At 54.2% G+C, this 19,370-nt stretch carries 19 protein-coding genes and 1 pseudogene; 8 read left to right on the top strand and 12 right to left on the bottom strand.

Going from position 1 to position 19,370, the window contains the following annotated elements; genetic code table 11:
• The 4 genes from ACK4HN_RS11010 to ACK4HN_RS10995 all read right to left on the bottom strand — a co-directional run.
• A partial coding sequence (locus ACK4HN_RS11010) for a permease (RefSeq protein WP_409877653.1) occupies nucleotides 1–800 on the bottom strand: 800 nt, incomplete at its 3' end.
• Nucleotides 801–804: 4 nt separating this feature from the next.
• Nucleotides 805–1,962, bottom strand: a complete 1,158-nt coding sequence (locus ACK4HN_RS11005) for a sugar phosphate nucleotidyltransferase (RefSeq protein WP_409877652.1) — start codon at nucleotides 1,960–1,962, stop codon at nucleotides 805–807.
• Nucleotides 1,963–2,033: 71 nt separating this feature from the next.
• A complete protein-coding gene (locus tag ACK4HN_RS11000) occupies nucleotides 2,034–2,720 on the bottom strand; it encodes a helix-turn-helix domain-containing protein (protein ID WP_409877650.1) in 687 nt (228 codons plus the stop codon).
• 98 nt (nucleotides 2,721–2,818) lie between these two features.
• Nucleotides 2,819–3,856 carry a PstS family phosphate ABC transporter substrate-binding protein gene (locus tag ACK4HN_RS10995; protein ID WP_409877648.1) on the bottom strand — a complete coding sequence of 346 codons (1,038 nt, stop codon included), beginning with the start codon at nucleotides 3,854–3,856 and terminating at the stop codon, nucleotides 2,819–2,821.
• Between the two features lie 110 nt (nucleotides 3,857–3,966).
• Here ACK4HN_RS10995 and ACK4HN_RS10990 point away from each other — a divergent pair, with 110 nt between their 5' ends.
• The gene (locus tag ACK4HN_RS10990; protein WP_409877646.1) at nucleotides 3,967–5,148 is read left to right on the top strand and encodes an aldo/keto reductase; all 1,182 of its coding nucleotides are present in this window, start codon (nucleotides 3,967–3,969) and stop codon (nucleotides 5,146–5,148) included.
• Between the two features lie 99 nt (nucleotides 5,149–5,247).
• Complete coding sequence (locus ACK4HN_RS10985) at nucleotides 5,248–5,637, top strand: hypothetical protein (RefSeq protein WP_409869295.1); 390 nt, start codon at nucleotides 5,248–5,250, stop codon at nucleotides 5,635–5,637.
• On the opposite strand, the gene ispD is transcribed toward ACK4HN_RS10985, so the two are convergent.
• The gene (gene ispD, locus ACK4HN_RS10980; protein ID WP_409869294.1) at nucleotides 5,634–6,341 is read right to left on the bottom strand and encodes a 2-C-methyl-D-erythritol 4-phosphate cytidylyltransferase; all 708 of its coding nucleotides are present in this window, start codon (nucleotides 6,339–6,341) and stop codon (nucleotides 5,634–5,636) included. The two genes, ACK4HN_RS10985 and ispD, sit on opposite strands and share 4 nt — an antisense overlap.
• Before the next feature lie 51 nt (nucleotides 6,342–6,392).
• Nucleotides 6,393–7,754, bottom strand: coding sequence for a chromosomal replication initiator protein DnaA (dnaA, locus tag ACK4HN_RS10975; RefSeq protein ID WP_409869293.1), 1,362 nt, complete (start codon nucleotides 7,752–7,754; stop codon nucleotides 6,393–6,395).
• 179 nt (nucleotides 7,755–7,933) lie between these two features.
• Here dnaA and rpmH point away from each other — a divergent pair, with 179 nt between their 5' ends.
• From rpmH to ACK4HN_RS10950, 5 genes and pseudogenes are all read left to right on the top strand, one after another.
• Entirely contained in the window at nucleotides 7,934–8,071 is a 138-nt protein-coding gene (gene rpmH / locus ACK4HN_RS10970; RefSeq protein WP_011056450.1) for a 50S ribosomal protein L34, read from the top strand.
• Nucleotides 8,071–8,388 (top strand): annotated as a pseudogene (gene rnpA / locus ACK4HN_RS10965) (ribonuclease P protein component); the annotation flags it as partial. The gene rpmH and the pseudogene rnpA, both read left to right, overlap by 1 nt.
• Before the next feature lie 24 nt (nucleotides 8,389–8,412).
• On the top strand, nucleotides 8,413–8,808 hold the full coding sequence (locus ACK4HN_RS10960; protein WP_233838684.1) for a PH domain-containing protein: 396 nt from the start codon (nucleotides 8,413–8,415) through the stop codon (nucleotides 8,806–8,808).
• 47 nt (nucleotides 8,809–8,855) lie between these two features.
• Nucleotides 8,856–10,061: a membrane protein insertase YidC gene (yidC, locus tag ACK4HN_RS10955; protein WP_409877644.1), complete on the top strand. Its 1,206-nt coding sequence runs from the start codon at nucleotides 8,856–8,858 to the stop codon at nucleotides 10,059–10,061.
• 8 nt (nucleotides 10,062–10,069) lie between these two features.
• Nucleotides 10,070–10,606 carry a protein jag gene (locus tag ACK4HN_RS10950; RefSeq protein WP_409854106.1) on the top strand — a complete coding sequence of 179 codons (537 nt, stop codon included), beginning with the start codon at nucleotides 10,070–10,072 and terminating at the stop codon, nucleotides 10,604–10,606.
• Here the strand turns inward: ACK4HN_RS10950 and ACK4HN_RS10945 are convergent.
• Together ACK4HN_RS10945 and ACK4HN_RS10940 are read right to left on the bottom strand one after the other, a co-directional pair.
• Nucleotides 10,553–11,437: a glutaminase gene (locus ACK4HN_RS10945; RefSeq protein ID WP_409869291.1), complete on the bottom strand. Its 885-nt coding sequence runs from the start codon at nucleotides 11,435–11,437 to the stop codon at nucleotides 10,553–10,555. The genes ACK4HN_RS10950 and ACK4HN_RS10945 overlap by 54 nt on opposite strands.
• Nucleotides 11,438–11,445: 8 nt before the next feature.
• Complete coding sequence (locus ACK4HN_RS10940; protein ID WP_409869290.1) at nucleotides 11,446–13,425, bottom strand: Rne/Rng family ribonuclease; 1,980 nt, start codon at nucleotides 13,423–13,425, stop codon at nucleotides 11,446–11,448.
• 541 nt (nucleotides 13,426–13,966) lie between these two features.
• Here ACK4HN_RS10940 and hpnH point away from each other — a divergent pair.
• Nucleotides 13,967–14,977, top strand: a complete 1,011-nt coding sequence (gene hpnH, locus ACK4HN_RS10935) for an adenosyl-hopene transferase HpnH (protein ID WP_409853799.1) — start codon at nucleotides 13,967–13,969, stop codon at nucleotides 14,975–14,977.
• On the opposite strand, the gene ACK4HN_RS10930 is transcribed toward hpnH, so the two are convergent.
• The 4 genes from ACK4HN_RS10930 to rph all read right to left on the bottom strand — a co-directional run bounded on the left by ACK4HN_RS10930 (nucleotide 14,974) and on the right by rph (nucleotide 19,248).
• Nucleotides 14,974–16,260, bottom strand: coding sequence for an ABC transporter substrate-binding protein (locus ACK4HN_RS10930; RefSeq protein WP_409877642.1), 1,287 nt, complete (start codon nucleotides 16,258–16,260; stop codon nucleotides 14,974–14,976). The genes hpnH and ACK4HN_RS10930 overlap by 4 nt on opposite strands.
• On the bottom strand, nucleotides 16,214–17,743 hold the full coding sequence (locus ACK4HN_RS10925; RefSeq protein ID WP_409877640.1) for a YifB family Mg chelatase-like AAA ATPase: 1,530 nt from the start codon (nucleotides 17,741–17,743) through the stop codon (nucleotides 16,214–16,216). The genes ACK4HN_RS10930 and ACK4HN_RS10925 overlap by 47 nt, the downstream gene beginning before the upstream one ends.
• A gap of 172 nt (nucleotides 17,744–17,915) precedes the next feature.
• Nucleotides 17,916–18,527 carry a hypothetical protein gene (locus ACK4HN_RS10920; RefSeq protein ID WP_409869287.1) on the bottom strand — a complete coding sequence of 204 codons (612 nt, stop codon included), beginning with the start codon at nucleotides 18,525–18,527 and terminating at the stop codon, nucleotides 17,916–17,918.
• Entirely contained in the window at nucleotides 18,520–19,248 is a 729-nt protein-coding gene (gene rph / locus ACK4HN_RS10915; protein WP_409869286.1) for a ribonuclease PH, read from the bottom strand. Before rph ends, ACK4HN_RS10920 begins: the two co-directional genes overlap by 8 nt.
• Nucleotides 19,249–19,370 lie beyond the last annotated feature (122 nt).

The raw sequence follows: 19,370 nt of genomic DNA, 5'->3' as shown, positions 1-19,370 counted from the left end.
ACCGTCGAGCAAATGGAAATCACCGTGCCGAGGAGCATCATCGCCACAACTGAGATCACTGGCCCTTGGCCTAGGCTGAGGATGAGTTCGCGGGGGGCAGCCACCTGAATCACTGTCGCCACTAGGCTACCGAGGACGAGAATTCCCCCCAATTCCCGAAATTCCTGCACCACATTTTCTAGGACTTGGGGCAGACGCTGCTGCCAAGGAATCGTTGCAGTAGGTGGGGCAAGCGTGAGGGTTTCCATGGCAAGGGGTTGGCCGGGCGTTCCCAAGAGGTAGGTGCCCGACTGGAGCAGGGCAGGAACAGCCGTTGTTTGGGGTTGGGGGCGACGCATCACACTGGTTACCGTGGGCTGCAAAAAGGGGGTGAGATCCTTTTGAAAACTAAAGACCCAGCCGATAATGGTGGCGATCGCCAGCGAGAAGAGGACGCGAAAGACGACAATCTCTGGCTGATCGCGAAAGGCTGTCCAAGTTGCCCAAATCACAATCGGGTTAATTGTTGGTGCCGCCAACAAAAAACCAATGGCCACGGATGGCGGCAGTCCCTGAACGAGCAATCGCCGCGCCACGGGCACATTGCCACACTCACACACTGGAAAAAGAAAGCCAATACAACTGCCCACCAGAGCGCCCAAGAGGGGCGATCGCGGTAAGCGACGAATCAGGGCCTGCTCATCTACAAACAGTAGTAATACACTGGAGAGCAAAATGCCCAGCAGCAGAAAAGGCAATGCCTCCACCAGTAGGCTCAAAAAAAGCGTCAAACCGCTTTGCAATTGATTTGCCAATGTCATGGGCTTAAAGTGAGGTTTGGGATACAATCTCCTGCAATTCGAGGGGACTCGGCCGAATATCCGTTTGCCGTGAATCGGTAATCAACCAATCAAGGGCGGCAGCCTTCAAATCAATTGTGGTACCTGTTTTATCAACACAGTAGCGACCAAAGACCAACTTATCCACCAAGCGGACATCGGAGCCAAGGCGAGAGTACTCGAAAATCACGCAGTTATCGACGACCGCCCCACTGCAAATGTGGCAATTGGGGCCAATCATCGTCGGTCCAATAATCGTCGCTCCGTCTTCAATTTTGGTCATGCCGCCAATATACACTGGGCCTTGGATATTGACCCGATCCCAGTTAACTGCCACATTCAGTCCGGTATAAATCCCCGGCAATCGCTCATGGCCGGGAATCGACACGTTTTTAATGGTGCCGTTGAGAACGCCGCGCACTGCCTCCCAATAATCGGGCACTTTACCAATGTCAATCCATTCAAAGTCCATGGCTAGCCCATAGAAGGGAGCACCCATTTCTACGAGCTTGGGAAACAGCTGGCTCCCAATGTCATACTCTTGGTTAGAGGGAATATAGTCGATAATTTCTGGCTCAAAAATATAGATTCCCGTGTTGATATTGTTACTTAGGGCTTCTTCAACACTGGGTTTTTCTTGGAAGGCAATGATGCGATCAGACTCATCGGTGACAACAACACCATAGCTTGAGACACTTTCTTTGGGCACTGTTTTCATGATGACGGTGGCGATCGCTCCCTTTTGGCGGTGCCAAGCCACCGCGGCTGTCAAGTCTAAATCAATCAGGGCATCCCCACACAGCACCACAAATGTGTCATCAAAAAAGGGGTGAAAATCCTGAATCCGTTTAATCCCCCCCGCAGAGCCTAGGGCTTTCCCCACCAGTTCACCATCCTTGATATAACCTTCAAAGGAATAGGCAATATCCACGCCAAAGCGCTGCCCGTCCTGAAAGTAGCTTTCAATCTCATGGGCGAGGTGACTGACGTTGACCATAATTTCAGTGAACCCATGCTGGCGGAGGAGCTCGACGAGAAATTCCATCACGGGCTTCTGCAAAATTGGGATCATTGGCTTAGGAATGGTGTAGGTAATCGGGCGCACCCGTGTCCCTTTTCCAGCCGCCAAGATCATTGCTTTCATATAAGTTTTACCCAAACGAGCGACACCTAAAAGGAAATTTCTGTGGTCATGACCATCCCCCCTAGCTTACCCTAATCAAGGGCATACACTCGCCCATGGTAAAGCAACCGCGTAATGCCTTTGGACTGAAGATAGCTGCGCACTTTCCGCAGCATTTCCCCATCGGGTACTTTGACAATTGTCTTGCGCCATTGCACATCGCTGGCTTTATAAAGGCGTTGATTTTGCTGCGAATAGCGTAAAGCCACAGGGCGGCTATCGAAAATGGGTAGGGTGCTTTGTTTAGCCTCCTCACTGGAGAGGGCACCCAAGCCACGAAAGGCTTCTAGGGGACGAGTGAGCAGTTCCGCGCGCCGATCCACCACTACATAGCAGGGACGGGGCAGCACCGCTTCCGCAAGGGGAATGACCTCCACCGACTGCACCACTTCGACATCGGCAAGATCAGGTAAGGGAACGTCCCCCTCAAGTTCCTCTTCATCCTCGTCTTCCAGATCGTCATCCTCACTATAATCATCCTCATCGAGGACAACGGTCTTTGCCGTCTCTACATCTTCTAGATCCTCTTCCTCTGGCATTTCATTTGTTGGGGCCACGGCCAGTAGGGGGGGCGCTTCCTCTTCCATTTGTTTGATCACACGCCGAATCGTGTTTTCACTAACACTAAATTCCGCTGCCAGAGCTTTGATGGTTTGTCCAGCAGTGTACTGTTGAAAGATACGCTGGCGTTCGCTGTCACTGAGTCGCTTGTAGGTCATGGCTCCAGAATAAGAGGCAGGTGGCAAGATCTATTATCTGGGGTGGGGGTATTAGAATGTTGATTTCGTGCAAAACCCTGTTCAGCAGGCGATCGCCCCTAGCGCAGACGCACAAACCCTGCCTTTTCAATGGCCGCCTGTCCTTGATCGGTCAGCAACAGATCCGCATAGGCTCGACCGGCCTGGGCATCAAGGCTATTGTCCTCCTTCGTAATGACAAACAGGCGGCGGGTAATCGGATAGGTTCCCTCTTGAAACGCACGGTGATTGAGTCGGTTGCGCTCTTGGGGACAGCGTTGGGGGGGAACGTACGGTTCTTGATAGGGAGGGACATATTGATTGTCTTGGCGACCCAAGGGAAGCGGGCGGATACGGCACTGACCCACCACCTCCGGAGCAGAGGCATAGTAAATGCCCCCCAAGGTGGCTGCAACCCGCCGGAGGCCATCGGTGGTATCCCGAACCAAGACCACATTGCGCCCCAAGGGCTGTTTGTCTAAGACTTCTTGAATAAAGTACTCAACGGTGCCCCCATCTTCGGGTCGGCGGGAAAAGGGCGTGATGGTTAAATTCGGTCCGCCCAGCTGCTGCCAATTGGTGACTTTGCCGGTGTAGATCTCCACCAGCTGTTGCACGGTAAGACCAAGAATCTCTAGCCTCGGATGGACGGCGATCGCCAGCCCATCAATAGCCACGGGAATGGCAGTTAATTTAATGCCCTGGGCTGCCGCCTTGGCTACCTCTTCCTCCTTGAGGGGGCGGGAAGATTGCGAGAAAGAGAGCTGCTGATTCAATAACATGCGAATACCGCTGCCCGACCCTGGGGTGCCGGTGGGGGGATCTACATAGCGCAATTGAAAGTTAGGCCAAGCCGCTTGCAATAGCGGATCCACATCACGGCGAATCGGTGCCCAAGTGGTGCTCCCGCCGTAATTAAACACGCCCTTGGGGACGTTCTTCACTTGGGTAAACGTGGATTGATGGAGATCCCCCTTGCCCATTGGGGTACCGTCCTGGATAAGGCGAAACACCAGCACTGCACCACTGCCCAAAAGGCCGAGGGTCACCAGCAGGGAAAGAAGAAGCAGTAAGAGAGAATGACTTTTCCCTTGGGACATATAAAGAATTGCTGTCATTATCTTTTAGCGTAGCCCAAAGCAGCCGCCGTGGAGGGGCTTGGGTCGGCCCCTTAGCGAAGGAGCGGCAATTCCGCCACAATGAGAAAGAAAGGTGTATTTAGTTAGCTATGCGCTACCGTCGCTTTGGTCGTACCCAATTACTGATGCCTGTCTTTTCCTGTGGCGGCATGCGCTATCAGTTTTCATGGCAGGATGTCAGTCCCAGTACGATTCCTGAGGACAATCAACGCAATTTAGAAGCGACGATTCGCCGTGCCGTGGAGCTAGGGATTAACCACATTGAAACGGCTCGGGGCTACGGTACTTCAGAAGTCCAGTTGGGCAAAATTCTGCCTCAGTTGCCTCGGGAAAAACTGATTGTGCAAACCAAAGTGGGTCCGCGACCTACGGCCAAGGAATTTCGGGAAACCTTGGAAACCTCTCTGCGCAATCTGCGACTGGACTACATTGATTTGCTGGGCATCCATGGCATTAACCTTCCTGAGCATCTCGAACAGGTGCTGCGACCGGGGGGGTGCCTAGAGGTGGCGCGGGAATTCCAGTCGGCGGGCAAGATTCGCTTCATTGGTTTTTCTACCCACGGTAGCCTAGAAGTGATTCGCCAGGCGATCGCCAGCGATGTGTTTGACTATGTCAACCTGCACTGGTACTACATCAATCAGCAGAATTGGCCCGCCATCCTCGATGCCCAAGCTCGCGATATGGGGGTTTTTATCATTAGCCCTGCGGATAAGGGAGGGATGCTCTACAAGCCACCCCAACGCCTTGTGGAACTCTGTGCCCCCCTCAGCCCGATGGTCTTCAACGATCTATTTTGCCTTTCCCATCCCCAAGTGCATACCCTGAGTATCGGCGCCGCTCGCCCCAGTGATTTTGATGAACACCTCAAGGTGCTCGATCTGTTGGATCAGGCGGATGAGATTTTACCCCCGATCTTGGCACGGCTGGAGCAGGCCGCCATTGAGCGGTTGGGGGAGGACTGGTACTACACTTGGCATCAAGGACTGCCAGACTATCGTCACACCCCCGCTGAAGTGAATATCCCCACTATTCTCTGGCTGTGGAATTTGGTACAGGCCTACGATTTACTGGACTATGCCCGTATGCGCTATAACTTGCTGGGCAACGGCGGCCACTGGTTTCCGGGAGCCAATGCGGCACAGGTGAAACAGTTGGATTTAGACCCCTGTTTGCAAAACAGCCCTCATCGGCACAAGATTCCCAAAATTTTGCAGGCAGCCCATGACTTGCTGGGGGGGACACCGCAGCAGCGCCTATCGCAATCCTAGGAATGGGGAGTTTCCCCCAATAAGTCGCGGAGAATTCCCCTCGGCGATCGCTCTTGATGCCACCGACAATGAAAGTATCAAGGGTAAGAGGTCAACACTATGGATTTCATCTATCACCTCAGCAATGCCAGCCTTACCCTGCGGGTTGTGCAATTCTTGCATGAATACGCCAAGCTACCAGTTCAGTTTGTAACAGTGATTCATCAAGTCGATGGGTGGGTAATTCGCATCAAAATGAATTCGCCCCTCTCCGAAGAACAAGCAGGGAATTTCCGCGCCTTCTTGAACGAATTGGGATTCCCCTACACGCCGGGGATTTCGCTAAAAATGGCCCTGTGGGCATTGGAAACCGGCCAGTCAATGGTGGATGTGATGCGCCGTTATCAAGTGGCGATCGTTTCCCACGGCTACCCCAACTACGATGACATTGAAGCATTTCGCAAACAGTTCATTCAAGGCTTGGGCTACTGCCCTGAAACCTTGGCCTAGGACGCAATGACGCTTTGGCCTTGCTCCCGGCGATGCTGCAAGATTCGTTCTGCAAGGGGGAGATCGCTGGGAGTCGTTATCTTGAGATTGGTTTCTTCGCCCAAAACAATGTGCACAGCATAGCCCAAGCGTTCAAAGAGGGCAGCATCATCTGTAACTTCCCAACCTTTAGCCACTGCTATTTCATGAGCAATGCGCAGTGGTTCGACATGAAAGCCTTGGGGGGTTTGAGCCGCCCAAAGGGAATCCCGCGCTGGGGTTTGGACAACAACCCCTTCACGATTGACAATTTTAATCGTATCTTTGATAGGTACTGCTGCAATTAGTCCTGCGTAGGTCTCTAGGGATTGGGCACAGCGGTTAATCAGATCGGGAGTGGCAAGGCAGCGGGCACCATCGTGGATCAGCACCTGCTCCGCCGTTTCGGGAAGTGCCTGTAAGCCGTTAAACACGGAGGCTTGGCGGGTTTTACCCCCTTCAATGAGCTGGACGGGCTGTCGTAGGTTCAAGTCCCCAAGCACTGCTTCCCAAATGGGAAAGTCCTCTGGCTGGCCAATCACGCCAATCCATTCAATTGCTTCCGCAGCAGCCACCGCTGCCAAGGTCCATGCCAAAAGGGGTTTACCCAAAAGTTGCAAGCGCAGTTTATTGTGGCTTGCCCCCATGCGTTTGCCCATGCCGGCGGCGGGAATGAGGATATGCATTCATGCCCCTTTCAAGACTGTTTTTATCTTGGCATAGGAAGGCGCTGGGCACTATGGCTCTGTGGGACGGCTGGCCAAATTGATGCGATCGCTGAGTTGTCGCAGCAGGCTGCCCATTGCCGGATCTGTCCTTTGCAGTTCGGCCACTTTGTCACAGCTATACAGGACAGTGGTGTGATCCTTGCCGCCAAACTCTTCACCAATTTTCGGCAGACTCAAGCCCGTGTATTGGCGCATCAGATACATAGCCACTTGGCGTGCCATGCTGATTTCGCGGCGGCGAGAGTTGCCCTTGAGATCGCTGATGGGCACGTTCAGGGCTTCAGAGACTACCTTCAGGATGACTTCTGGTGAGGTTTCAATTTTACGAGTGGTTGGACTCAAGACAGGGGCTATATTTTCCACCGTCATCGGTAACCCCGAAATAGAAATGTAGGCCACCGCTCGAATCAGTGCCCCCTCCAATTCCCGAATATTGGAGGTGTAGCTGGCGGCAATATACTCAATCACCTCCCGCGGCAAGCGAATATTCTCGTACTCTGCTTTTTTCTGGAGGATGGCCATACGGGTTTCCAAGTCGGGGGGTTGAATATCGGCAATCAGCCCCATGGAAAAGCGGGAGCACAGACGCTCTTGGAGGCGGGGAATTTGACTGGGGGGGCGATCGCTGGCCAAGACCACCTGCTTACCGGCCTCGTGCAGAGTATTAAAGGTGTGGAAAAACTCTTCTTGGGTATATTCTTTGCCCTCAATGAATTGAATGTCATCCACCAGCATGATGTCTGCGGCACGATAGTGCTCGCGAAAGCTCTGCATACTGTCCTTGCGGATGGCGGCAATCAAGTCATTCGTAAACTGCTCAGTAGAAACATAGAAAATCTTAGCATTGGGGTCAATTTCCAAGCGATAGTGACCAATTGCCTGCATGAGATGGGTCTTGCCCAAGCCAACCCCGCCACAGAGAAAGAGGGGATTAAACTCTCGCCCCGGCGATTCCGCCACTGCCAAGCAGGCCGCATGGGCCATGCGATTATTCGGGCCAACCACATAGCGGGAAAAGACATACTTAGGATTCAGTTCACTGCCGCGATGGCGAGTGGGCGGGGAGGGTGATTCCACCTCAGCACGACTGGTGGGGCGAATGCTGGTATCGTGCCCTGCCCCTTGGGCGATCGCCAGCTCAATCTCCACCGCCTCGCCGACAATTTCCCGAGCTACATCGGCAATGGTTTTCAAATAGTACTTTTGCAGCCAATTGCGGGCAAAAGGATTGGGGGTGCAAATCCTAAGGGTCTGGCCATCGAAGGACTGCACCGTTGCCGTCTTAATCCAAGTTTCAAACGTTGGGCGACTGAGCAACAGTTGCAACCGCTCTAAAATTTGGCGCCAGAGATCTTCGGCAGAGCTAATCACACAAACCTCGTCCGTAGGATGTGAGCAATCATAGGCAACACAATCAAGACGGCAATAGCCTTGCAGGGCTACCGCTGCCTCACGGGAAGTGATACGATTGTAGATCGCTCTAATGACTGACTAGGGCATGCCCCTTGGGGCAGTGTTTTTTCTGATCAACCATCATAACTGCAACAGCCATGACGCAACGTACACTGGGCGGCACTGTCCGCAAACGTAAACGCACCTCTGGATTCCGCGCCCGCATGCGTACCAAATCAGGTCAGAACGTGATTAAGGCACGGCGGCGTAAAGGACGGGCACGCCTGACCGTCTAGTGTTGCCTCGTCAACATCGCCTGCGCGATCGCCATGATTTTGACCGCATCTATCAGCACAAAACCGCCCACCACGGCAAACTGGCCGTTCTTTGGCTGGCGCCCCAGTCCTCCAAGGCGGCGCCTCGGCTCGGCATTGTGGTCAGCAAAAAGGTGAGTAAGCGAGCCGTCGATCGCAATCGTTTGAAGCGGCAATGGCGACGGGTGATCCGCTCACTCTTACCGCAGATAGCCGCAGGGTGGGATATGATTGTGGTAGTGCGTCAGGCGGCACTGCAAGTCAGTGACGAGGACTGTCGCGCTGAATTGACGCAGTTAATGGCCAAAGCAGGGGTACTGACGATGCCGGGAATTTCCGAAGATGTCTATTTTGAAGGCGGTCCCCATTGGGGTGACTTAGTGATCAACTTGCTGTTGGGGCTAACGGTGATCTGTCTGCCCCTGACAGTCGGTGCCATTGTCCGTGCCTTGTGGCTGCGCTACCGCATTACAAATCGGCGAATTACGGTGATTGGCGGCTGGATGGGGCGCGATCGCTCCGATGTCATTTATAGCGAAATCACCAAAGTTGTTACTGTGCCTCGCGGCTGGGGCGCCTACGGCGATATGGTCGTCACTCTCAAAGATGGTAGCCGCCTCGAAATGCGCGCTGTCCCCCGCTTCCGTGAAATTTACGACTACATCTCTGCCAAACTCAGTCCAGCGGCCAAAAGTGTTAGTGGCGCGATTGGTTCTTAAGACCTAAGATAGTTCTGTTCACTGTTCACCCCTAATTGCAGGATTCCATGGATTTTGGTATCGGTTTCCTCTCCAACAATGTCATGCTGCCAATCCTTGACTTTTTTTATGGGATTGTGCCCAGCTATGGCCTTGCGATTGTAGCGCTGACACTAGTGGTGCGCTTTGCCGTCTATCCCCTCAGTGCGGGATCCATTCGCAATATGCGGCGCATGAAAGTCGTGCAGCCGATCATGCAAAAACGGATGCAGGAAATCCAACAGAAATATAAGGACAATCCTGCGGAACAGCAAAAGGCAATGGCAGAGGTGTATAAGGAGTTTGGCAATCCCTTGGCGGGGTGTTTCCCCCTGCTGTTGCAGTTGCCGATCCTCTTTGCCCTTTTTGCCACCCTGCGCGGATCGCCCTTTGCTGATGTCAATTACCAACTCAACTTGCAAATTGTTCCCGCCGATCAGACCGTCTTAGCCCAGCCCTTTGCCACCAAGCCGCAAAATATCTATGTTGATGAGGGAATTCACTTCCCTATTCAAGCCGTGGTGCCTACGGGTACCAAGATTCCTGTGGGTCAAACGGTGGATCTGCAGTTTCAAACCAAAGAGGGTAAGCCCTTCAGTGAACTGGCGCCTGCCTATCCCAATAGTCACCTCCAACCCAAGTGGCAAATTATTCGTGGTCAAGAGCGGGCAACGATTGACAGTGAAGGGCATCTGCACGCCCTACAACCCGGTGATGTAACGGTTCAGGGAACGATTCCGGGAATTGCCGCGGATAAGGGCTTTCTCTTTATTTCTGCCCTTGGCCACGTGGGTGCCATTGATCAAGGGGAACTATTCATCACGCTGCCCGATGGTACGCGCCAGTTTAACTGGGGTGCGATCCATTGGGATATCCTGATCATGATCCTTGGCTTTGGCGTCAGTCTCTACGTTAACCAGTTACTCTCTGGCCAAGGCAGCAGTAATAACCCCCAGCAGCAAACCGTGAATCAACTGACCCCGATTATCTTCTCTGGAATGTTCCTCTTTTTCCCGCTGCCGGCAGGGGTGCTGCTCTACATGCTAATAGCCAACATCTTCCAGACCGTGCAAACCTTTATCCTCCAGCAGGAGCCACTGCCAGAGAACCTGCAAAAACTGGTGGAGGAACAGGAACGGGCTGAAGCCCTCAAGAATCGAGCGGCGCTTCCCTTTGAGGGTAAGGGTGCCAAAAGTACCAAAGCCACGAAGGCCAAGCGTCATCCATCAAGTTGAGGGGAGGCATGACTGCTGATCCAATTGCTGCGGGGTGTGCGTGGCTAGAACAAGCGCTTGCTTTGGCCGGCTTTAAGACAACTGTTGCCATGGTGGAGTCCCCATTGGCGGGTGTGGTACCAGGGTATTGGCTGGAAATTGATCGCCGGTTGCTGAGTACTGCCCAAATTGAGGCACTGCTGGCCAACAATGCCCAAGCCCTTGATGCACTGCAATATTTGCTCAATGCCACGTTGAATTTGGGGCGATCGCGGGAGCAGCAAACGGCTTTTACCTTGGAGTTGGCCGGCTACCGCCGTGCCCGCTATCGTCAATTGCAGGAGATTGCCCATCGGGTGGCGACCCAAGTCCTCGACACGGCTAAGCCTGTTGAAATTCGCTCCCTGTCAGCAGCAGAGCGGCGTGTTGTGCACCACTTGATCAAGGCGGAAAGCGATCGCCTTGAAACCTTTAGCTATGGCGAGGAACCCGATCGCCGCTTGGTGGTGCAGTTAAGCCAAGGGACTGAGGCGGAGGTGGCGGCTGATGCGCTGGAGCAGGTATAGACCCAAAACTGAGTTACCACTGCTGTCGAGGGGGGGACTGTAGCAGGCGATCGCCCCCTGTCGCGGCACAACGGCCAAGATTACGCCGCTGACACCGGATTTCATGGGTAGGCCAATTTCGAGAGCATAGCGGGGGGAGTCCTCGTAGAGGCCACAGGTGAGCATGAGCACATTCACCTGCTGACGATGGCGATCGCTGACCTTGGCATGGGGCAACGCTAAAAGCAAGCCCAAGCGCGCCACTTCCTCAATGGTTCCTTGAAAACAGCACACCTGATTGTAGATCTCAAGGGCAACAGCCGCATCAGCAATGCGTCCAGCCTCCACTAAAAAGTGGGCAAGGGTGCGATTTTGCCAATTGGGATGGCGATGAACCGCCCCTAGAACCTCCTGATCGACTTGTAACTGCGTACCCGCACACTCATTGAGCCAAGTTTGAAAGACCGCGACACCGCCAACATGAGCCAACTGGCTAGCAAGGGCGATCGCCCCACTATTAATCATCGGATTGCGTGGCCACCCCTGATCAAGGGTGAGTTGCAACACAGAGTTATAGGGGTAATCCGAGGGGCGCTGCCCTACCCATGTCCACACCTGCTCTTGCCATAGCGTCAAGGCGTACAGCAGTAAAAAGGGCTTAATCGCGCTCATCAACGGAAAGTGCAGACTAGAACACCCTAGGGTAAACTGTTGCTCCGGCGTTGCCACTGCAAAGGCAAAGGCCTCAGACTCCGCCCTCGGTAGCCGCTGCAGCGGTTCCCCCTTAGGAATCTCTCTTGCAGCCGCCTCAAGCCATTCTTGGATGAGGGCAGGGTGGAGTTGTCCTAACATTACTGCGCCTAAGGGTTGGCATCAAGGGAGAGTTGCTCACTACTGGTCACCCGTCGCCGCCGCCGCCGACCTGCAGGCACAGAGGCCTCTAGGGTGGATGTTTCTCCGCCGGCTTCAGTCTCGGTCGTGACTTCTGGCTCCTTGGTCTTGAGCAGCGCGGTGGCAGGAATCGGCTCCACGTTAATCGTGCTAACCACTGGGGAGGGCGGCTCCTCACTGCTCTCTGGGACCTCCTCAGCCAGTCCCTCACTGACCGGTCGCGCCGTTTTCTGGGGCAGGGGTAGGGGATCTTGACCGGGGCGTGCCACCATCACAATCGTCCCCCGAGGATTTTTCACCTCTTCAGGGTACAGCACAAGGGGGGAAATTCCCATTTCCGCATAGACCGCCTGCTCTTGATCCGTCATTGTTACCGTAATTACCTCCGCTGGTTCAGGTCGGTTCGGACGGGCAGGGCGCGGGGGACGACTCTCCCCTTTGACCACGGGGGGGGGTGCTGTTTCTGGGGGCGTGGGAATCACCTTGCGGCCATTGCCATTTTCGGTCGTACGGCGCGGACTACGAGGCGCTGAAGGACGGGAGGAACGCGGACGAATTCCCCCCACTGCTTGATAGTCAGGGTGGTTAATGAGTTGAGTTTCTAGGCTGCTAGGGGCAAGCCCATTGGGTTCACTGCGGGGTTCTAAACTACGGCGTGGCTCCGGTGGACGCGGCATGGGCGATCGCTCGACAATTTCGCCGGGGCTATCCTCCGGCTCACCCGGTAAGTGCACCAAGTGACCCAAGCCACCGCAAGCACTACAGGGACGGCTAAAGAGTTCATAGATATTTTGCCCTTGGCGTTTGCGGGTCAGCTCCACCAGTCCCAGTTCTGAGAGTTGAGCAATCTGGGGGCGAGCCTTATCGGCACGCAGGGCTTTACTAAAGTGCTCCAGCAGTTGCAACTGATCGCGGCGGGAATCCATGTCAATAAAATCCACAATGATCACGCCCGCAATATTGCGCAGCCGCAACTGACGCGCAATTTCTGTCGCCGCTTCGCAGTTTGTCCACAGCACCGTTTCCCGCGAGGTGGCTGAACTGGTGAAGGAGCCGGAGTTAACATCAATGACCGTCAGAGCCTCTGTGGGTTGAATGATGATGTAGCCGCCGGAGGGCAAATCCACACGGGGCTTAAGGGCTTCACGGATGGCGGCATTCACCCGGAAGTAATCCAAGATGGGAATCGGTTCTTGGTGATAGTCAATGAGAACCCCCACGGGCTTATTAACATTCCAGTTTTTCAGGTGCTGTTTGACCCGTTTGACGCCTTCTGGGGTATCCACGACAATGCGGTTGACATCACTGCTATAGACATCCCGCAGCACTTTTTGGATAAAGTCATCATCGCGCCCCAGAAGCTGGGGAGGACGGCTGCAGGCGGCCTGCTGTTGAATGGTTTCCCACTGCCGTTGCAGGAGTTCCAGATCCTCAAGAATCGCCTCTTCGGAGACCCCCTCGGCCTCTGTGCGCACCAGTAGTCCCATGCCAGGAGGCTTGACCAAAATGCCCAAGGCACGTAGGCGATGCCGTTCCGCTTCGTTGGTAATCCGTCGCGATAGATTCACCCCTCGACCATAGGGCATCAGCACGAGATAACGCCCAGGCAAGGAAATATTTCCCGTCAGCCGTGGCCCCTTGGTGCCTGTGGGTTCCTTCATCACCTGAACCAGCACTTTTTGCTGCGGTGCGAGCAATTCCGTAATTGCCCCAGCAGTTCGCTTCAAACGCAATGGACCCAAGTCACTGACGTGGATAAAGCCATTGCGGGAGGCATCCCCCAAGTTGACAAAGGCAGCATCAATGCCGGGTAGGACATTTTCCACCACGCCAAGGTAGATGTCCCCCACTTGATGGGTTCCTGTGGCCACAATTAATTCTTGAATTTGATCTTCGGCAAAGACCGCCGCTAGCCGATGTTCCTCGGCAATAATGATTTGCTTAGGCATTCATTATCCTTAGAATTTCTTAACAGAATAAACGTCAGCATGAACTAGCTAAAGGTATCTAGCCCTGTATCCAGCCGCTCTTGCCCCTCTAAGGGACAGATGCAAGTTTGGCTTTAAGATGGTTGGGAAAAGGGATTCTGTAGAGGTGGCTTGGCATTGGAATGCAAAATGCAACTGTGGTGATACCTAAAAGGCTCTGCACGACTTGCAGAAGGAAAAGATGTCACCCCATGCCAGCCCTAATTAGAATCTATGCCTAACCTTGGATTTCTTGGGCGATGGAGGTTAAGCAAAAGGAGTTGCTTCTACAGTACTTTAATGATTGCTGACCATATGTATCGCTGTCAAGATTGGCTAGGGGATTTTGCAAAAATTTTCACCGTCGCTGCTCATCCGCCTTTAATTAAGAACCTCAGGAAGATAGTGTGCCACTTCGCAAACCTGATAGGACACTTTAGCGATCGCCTACAAAGCTGCTACAACTATAAATATTGATTAAGCTTCTTGGCTAAAAAATTAGCCACATTGAGGAGAATTGCCCATGGGAGTCCACATCAAGCAGGCAGTGGAAGTTGCGACTTATATCATCTCACAACGCCTACAGGGCAAAAAGCGCTTTCCCCTCACCTTGATGCTTGAGCCTCTCTTTCGCTGTAATCTGGCCTGTTCGGGCTGCGGTAAAATTCAGCATCCCCTTGAAGTCCTGCGCAAATATCTCACCCCGGAGGAATGCTTCCGCGCTGTTGAAGAATGTGGGGCGCCGATTGTCGCTATTCCCGGCGGAGAACCGCTGCTGCACCCGCAAATTGATGAAATCGTCAATGGCCTAGTGGCACGGCGCAAGTTTGTCTATCTGTGTACCAATGGAATTCTCTTGGAGGAAAATCTTCACAAGTTCAAGCCCTCCCCCTACTTTAGCTTTAGCGTTCACCTCGATGGTCTGCGAGACTGGCACGACAAATGTGTGAACCGCAAGGGGGTCTTTGACACGGCTGTGAAAGCCATTAAAGCAGCTAAAGCCAAGGGCTTCCGTGTCACCACCAACACGACAATCTTTGAAGGCGCAGACCCCAAGGAAATGCAGGAATTCTTTGACTTTGTCAGTTCCCTAGGGGTGGATGGCATGATGATTTCGCCGGGCTATGCCTATGAGTGGGCGCCGGATCAGGAGCACTTCCTCAAGCGGGAGCAAACCCGCGCCCTCTTTCGGGAAATCCTCGCCCCCTACCGTGCGGGTCAAAAGAAGTGGAACTTTAACCACAATCCCCTGTTCCTAGATTTCCTTGTGGGGGAGAAGGACTATGAGTGTACCCCTTGGGGGATGCCTAGCTATAGCGTCTTAGGTTGGCAGAAGCCCTGCTATTTGCTCAATGAGGGGCATTACAAAACCTGGCAGGAACTAATTGAAAACACTGACTGGGAGAAGTACGGCCACAAGAGTGGCAATCCCAAATGCCGTGACTGCATGGTGCACTGTGGCTATGAGGCGACGGCGGCAATGGATGCCTTTCGGCCTGTCAATATGGTTAAGGCGGCAAGCAGTCTCTTTTAGCGGGGGCGCATGAGTTGCCACCGCTGTTCTGCAGTTTCTACGGCGGCCTTGGGGGTTGATTTGCCAAGGAGAACACTTTCGATCGCTCGCCCGAGGGCTTGCGAAAAACGGGCATAGCCCCGAAAGTTGGGGCGCGCCTTGGCGGTGGCCATCTGATCCAAAAAGACACGGAGGGCCGGCTGCTGTGCTACAAAGACCTGATAGCGATCGTTGGCACGCACCCGTTCATTCACCGGCAGATACCCTGTGCCCAAGGCCCATGCTGTTTGGAATTCTTCACTGAGGACATAGTCCAAAAATTCCAGAGCCGCCTGCTCCCGCTGCGGCGTTGAGCGAAAGACAAAGAGGTTTTCACCGCCTAGGGCAGTGGCAGGGGTCTGGAGGGCAGGCATGGGCAAAACCCCAAAATCTATCCCCGACTGCTGGAGTTGCGCCAATGTCCAAGGCCCTGTGATCTGCATGGCCACTTCACCACGGATAAATTGATCCAATTCATAGCCCCGTTCAGGAGCAGAGAGCACAGCTAAGCCCTCCTGTCGCAGGCGTTGCCAAAAGTCAAGGGTAGCGATCGCGGGCGGGGTGTCAATGTGGGCGGTTTCTGGTGTGTTGCCGAGACGACCACCGGCGCTCCAAAAGAAGGGCAACCAAGTAAAGACAGCAAATTCCCCTTGGCCAAGGGCAAGGAGCAGGGGGGTGATGCCCTGTGCTTTTAGGGTTTGGCTGACTTGCTCTAACTCCCCCCAGGTGGTGGGCAGTGTTTTAATGCCAGCCGCCGCAAATAAACTAGGACGGTAAAAAATTCCAAGGTTGTTGGTGGCAAAGGGAATTGACCAGTAATGGTCGCCGTAGCGCATTGTGGGTATCAGGGCAGGACTGACTTGCTCGCGGTAGGGAGAGGCTTGCCACCAGTCATCGAGGGGACGCAGGGCACCTAGATCAACAAATTGACCCGTAATCGTGGGATTATACCACAGCAGATCCGGTGCGGCATTGCCCACCACTGCGGCCAGAATTTTCGGCAACTGCTGATCAGGTTGGCCGATGTAGAGGGCTTGGACATGAATCTGGGGATGGCGAGCATTGAAGCGATCCACGAGGCGCTGCAGAACAAGGCGGTTGGGAGGTGGGTTGACCCCATGCCAGAAGATCAGTTCAATGGGCTGCTCGGATTGGGTTGCCGTTGTACAGCCGATGAGCAGCAGGGCTAAGAAACCCAGCAGCACGAACCAGCAGCGTCTATTGCAGACGATCAAGGGCGCGGTATTGGATGGCTTCGGCCACATGGGCAGCACTAATCGTTTCACAGTCGGCCAAATCAGCAATCGTGCGGGCTACTTTTAGAATACGGTCTGTAGCGCGTGCCGATAGCCCCAGCTTGGCGATCGCCTCCTCGAGGAGCTTTGTTGAAGCGTCATCAAGACGACACCACTGGCGCAGATGGCGGCTTTGCATTTGGGCGTTGCAGTGAAGACTGGGTTCTTCGGCAAACCGCCGCTGGGCTCGCGATCGCGCCGCTAAGACCCGTTGCCGTACTGTGGCTGAATCTTCTCCTAGGGTTTGGCGGGTCATTTCCTCGGGCTTGAGGCGGCTGACACTCACTTGCAGATCAATGCGATCCAACAGGGGGCCAGAGAGCTTTGCCCAATACTGTTCTCGCTGGCGCGGCGAGCAGGTACAGGGTTGCACCGGATCGCCATAGTAACCACAGGGGCAGGGATTGGTGCTCGCCACGAGGGTAAATTGCGCCGGGAACACCACCGATTGGCGGGTGCGGGCAATGGTGACTTGACCATCCTCAAGGGGCTGCCGCAAAAACTCCAACACATCCCGCTTAAATTCCGTCAATTCATCGAGGAAGAGCACCCCGCGATGGGCAAGGGAGATTTCGCCGGGACGTGGATAACTGCCGCCCCCCACAAGGGCAGGCCCAGAGGCAGAGTGGTGAGGACTCCGAAAGGGAGGCTCTTGGATCAATTGCCCCCGCTCTTTGAGCAAGCCAGCCACGGAGTGAATTTTGGTCACTTCCAGCGCTTCTTCAAACGTCAAGGGCGGCAAGATGGTCGGTAACCGCCGCGCCAACATCGTTTTACCACTGCCCGGTGGCCCGACAAAGATGAGATTGTGCCCGCCCGCCGCCGCAATTTCTAGGGCACGCCGCGCTTGGTACTGCCCCTTAACGTCCTTGAGGTCGAGGCTAAAACGGGGAGAGGGTGGGGCAGGAGAACTGAGGGAATTGGCTGCCGGCGATCGCGAGCTGGGGTCATTCAAAAAAGTCACTACCTCGGCAAGGGTGTGGCAACCATAGACCTTTAGGCCCCGTACCACCGCTGCTTCCGTCACATTGGCCATGGGCACCACGAGACCAGTCATTCCTTGGGCTTTGGCCGCTATGGCGATCGCCAGTACCCCTGCCACCGGTTGCAAGGTGCCATCGAGGGACACTTCGCCGAGAAAAAGATGGTCACCCAGTAAATCCGTTGCAACCTGTCCTGAAGCAGCGAGAATTCCCACGCTGATAGGAAGATCAAAACTTGGGCCTTCTTTGCGTAAATCGGCGGGGGTGAGATTCACCACAATGCGCCGCAGCGGGAAGTTAAAACCCGCATTGCGAATCGCCGCCTTAACGCGCTCCCGTGCCTCTTGCACACCCGCATCGGGCAAACCGACCACGACAATCCCCGGTAAGCCGCCGGAAACATCCACTTCGACCCCGACGGGAATCGCATCAATTCCTAGAACCGCAGCAGTCCAAACCCGTGCCAGCATAGCCTCAAGATCAGAAAGAGCACCGACGACTGGCCGCGTTTCGTCTCGGTGCCCTTAACTGGTTCGCTCCTCACACACTTAACGACCTTAGCAGATGTATCGCTCATTTGTCACTATTGCATAGGAATTTTCATGAAGTTTATTTGCAAAACCCTAATTTCTGTGTCCAGTCTTAGCGCAGGCTCCCTAGGGTATGCCGCCAAGCCAACTCTTTGCGGATAATTTCGAGCGATCGCTGCTCAGTGCCACTGAAGAGGGGCGTAATTGTTTCCAGAATTTGCGCCAACAGCGGTGCTGCATAGTTCCCCGTTGAGCGTAACAAATGGGCATAGTAACGAAACTGGGCTTGACCTTGGGCATTGCGATGAAAGGCGAGTACCTCAGTGGTTGTCAATTGCCACACAGGCGTATTCACAGGCACCACAAGGGTGGGCATCCCCTGCTGGCCGTAGGTCTGACCCTCCGCAGCCACTAAATGACCAATAAGGGCAATCCAGAGCAGTGTGCGGGTTTCACTGACTAAATCGGGACTGAGAAAGGTGTCAGCACTAGTGGTGAGGCGAGGGCTGATCTGATGGAACTGGGGATTCAACAGTTGAGAGTTGTAAATGACGCCGACTGCCCAGTGGCGCTGCTCATCCTCTAGTTTGACAAAACGACCAAAGCCATAGTCTTCTGGGGCGGGGGGGTGGGGCACATCCAAGCGATCCACTAGTTGCGCCACATAATCGCAGTGGGAGTTGGACTTGACGATGTGTCCGAGGTAAATAGCCCGCTCACTCATGGCTGGCAGCTAAGACGTGCTGTTGAATCTCAATGAGTTCTTGAATCCCTTGGCTGGCGACATCCAGAAGGCGATCCAAGGTTGGCCGATCAAAGGAACCTATCTCTGCTGTGCCTTGAACCTCAATGAATTGACCATTGGCGGTCATCACCACATTGAAGTCTACACTGGCAGTGACATCCTCAGCGTAGCTCAAATCCAAATAGGGTTCGCCGTCAATCAACCCCACGGAGACTGCTGCCACTTGATGACACAGGGGAGATTCACTGAGTACCCCTTGCTGAAGTAAGGTACTGACGGCATCCACAAGGGCAATGTAGCCTCCCGTAATTGCCAGCGATCGCGTGCCCGCATCAGCTTGGAGCACATCGGCATCCACAATCAGTGTGCGCTCCCCCAGTAGAGACAAATCCAAGGCCGAACGTAAACTGCGACCAATGAGACGCTGGATTTCTTGGGTGCGTCCAGAGAGTTTGAGAAATTCTCGCTCTTGCCGTGGCCGCGTGGCACTGGGCAGCATACGGTACTCGGCGGTGAGCCAGCCTTGGCCTGTGCCTTCTAAAAACTTGGGTACCCCTTCCTGGAGACTGACGGTGCACAGCACTTGGGTTTGCCCTGCTTGAGCGAGGACTGATCCTAAGGCAAATTGGGTGAAATGCCGCTGAAACCGGTGCGATCGCAATTCCTGTGGTTGACGGCCATCGGGTCGCTGCCACCCCATGCTTCATCCCCTCTCAATCACCTTCCCTATTAGAGCTTATTTTCTGGAGCCATCGCGAGCGATCGCTTGAGGATCGAGGATAATGTAATCATTGTTACACGATATAGTCTTTCACCAGTGCT

The sequence above is a fragment of the Thermosynechococcus sp. genome (genome assembly GCF_046299655.1).
GTDB lineage: Bacteria > Cyanobacteriota > Cyanobacteriia > Thermosynechococcales > Thermosynechococcaceae > Thermosynechococcus.
Note: the sequence above shows the minus strand (reverse complement) of the source record. Positions and strands in the feature narration are given on the sequence as shown.

Bases quoted from the DNA above. Each gene is read 5' to 3' on its own strand.
- ACK4HN_RS11005 (WP_409877652.1), bottom strand. From the start codon at position 1,962: ATGAAAGCAATGATCTTGGCGGCTGGAAAAGGGACACGGGTGCGCCCG.
- ACK4HN_RS11000 (WP_409877650.1), bottom strand. From the start codon at position 2,720: ATGACCTACAAGCGACTCAGTGACAGCGAACGCCAGCGTATCTTTCAA.
- ACK4HN_RS10995 (WP_409877648.1), bottom strand. From the start codon at position 3,856: ATGACAGCAATTCTTTATATGTCCCAAGGGAAAAGTCATTCTCTCTTA.
- ACK4HN_RS10990 (WP_409877646.1), top strand. From the start codon at position 3,967: ATGCGCTACCGTCGCTTTGGTCGTACCCAATTACTGATGCCTGTCTTT.
- ACK4HN_RS10985 (WP_409869295.1), top strand. From the start codon at position 5,248: ATGGATTTCATCTATCACCTCAGCAATGCCAGCCTTACCCTGCGGGTT.
- ispD (WP_409869294.1), bottom strand. From the start codon at position 6,341: ATGCATATCCTCATTCCCGCCGCCGGCATGGGCAAACGCATGGGGGCA.
- rpmH (WP_011056450.1), top strand. From the start codon at position 7,934: ATGACGCAACGTACACTGGGCGGCACTGTCCGCAAACGTAAACGCACC.
- ACK4HN_RS10960 (WP_233838684.1), top strand. From the start codon at position 8,413: ATGCCGGGAATTTCCGAAGATGTCTATTTTGAAGGCGGTCCCCATTGG.
- yidC (WP_409877644.1), top strand. From the start codon at position 8,856: ATGGATTTTGGTATCGGTTTCCTCTCCAACAATGTCATGCTGCCAATC.
- ACK4HN_RS10950 (WP_409854106.1), top strand. From the start codon at position 10,070: ATGACTGCTGATCCAATTGCTGCGGGGTGTGCGTGGCTAGAACAAGCG.
- ACK4HN_RS10945 (WP_409869291.1), bottom strand. From the start codon at position 11,437: ATGTTAGGACAACTCCACCCTGCCCTCATCCAAGAATGGCTTGAGGCG.
- ACK4HN_RS10940 (WP_409869290.1), bottom strand. From the start codon at position 13,425: ATGCCTAAGCAAATCATTATTGCCGAGGAACATCGGCTAGCGGCGGTC.
- hpnH (WP_409853799.1), top strand. From the start codon at position 13,967: ATGGGAGTCCACATCAAGCAGGCAGTGGAAGTTGCGACTTATATCATC.
- ACK4HN_RS10930 (WP_409877642.1), bottom strand. From the start codon at position 16,260: ATGTGGCCGAAGCCATCCAATACCGCGCCCTTGATCGTCTGCAATAGA.
- ACK4HN_RS10925 (WP_409877640.1), bottom strand. From the start codon at position 17,743: ATGCTGGCACGGGTTTGGACTGCTGCGGTTCTAGGAATTGATGCGATT.
- ACK4HN_RS10920 (WP_409869287.1), bottom strand. From the start codon at position 18,527: ATGAGTGAGCGGGCTATTTACCTCGGACACATCGTCAAGTCCAACTCC.
- rph (WP_409869286.1), bottom strand. From the start codon at position 19,248: ATGGGGTGGCAGCGACCCGATGGCCGTCAACCACAGGAATTGCGATCG.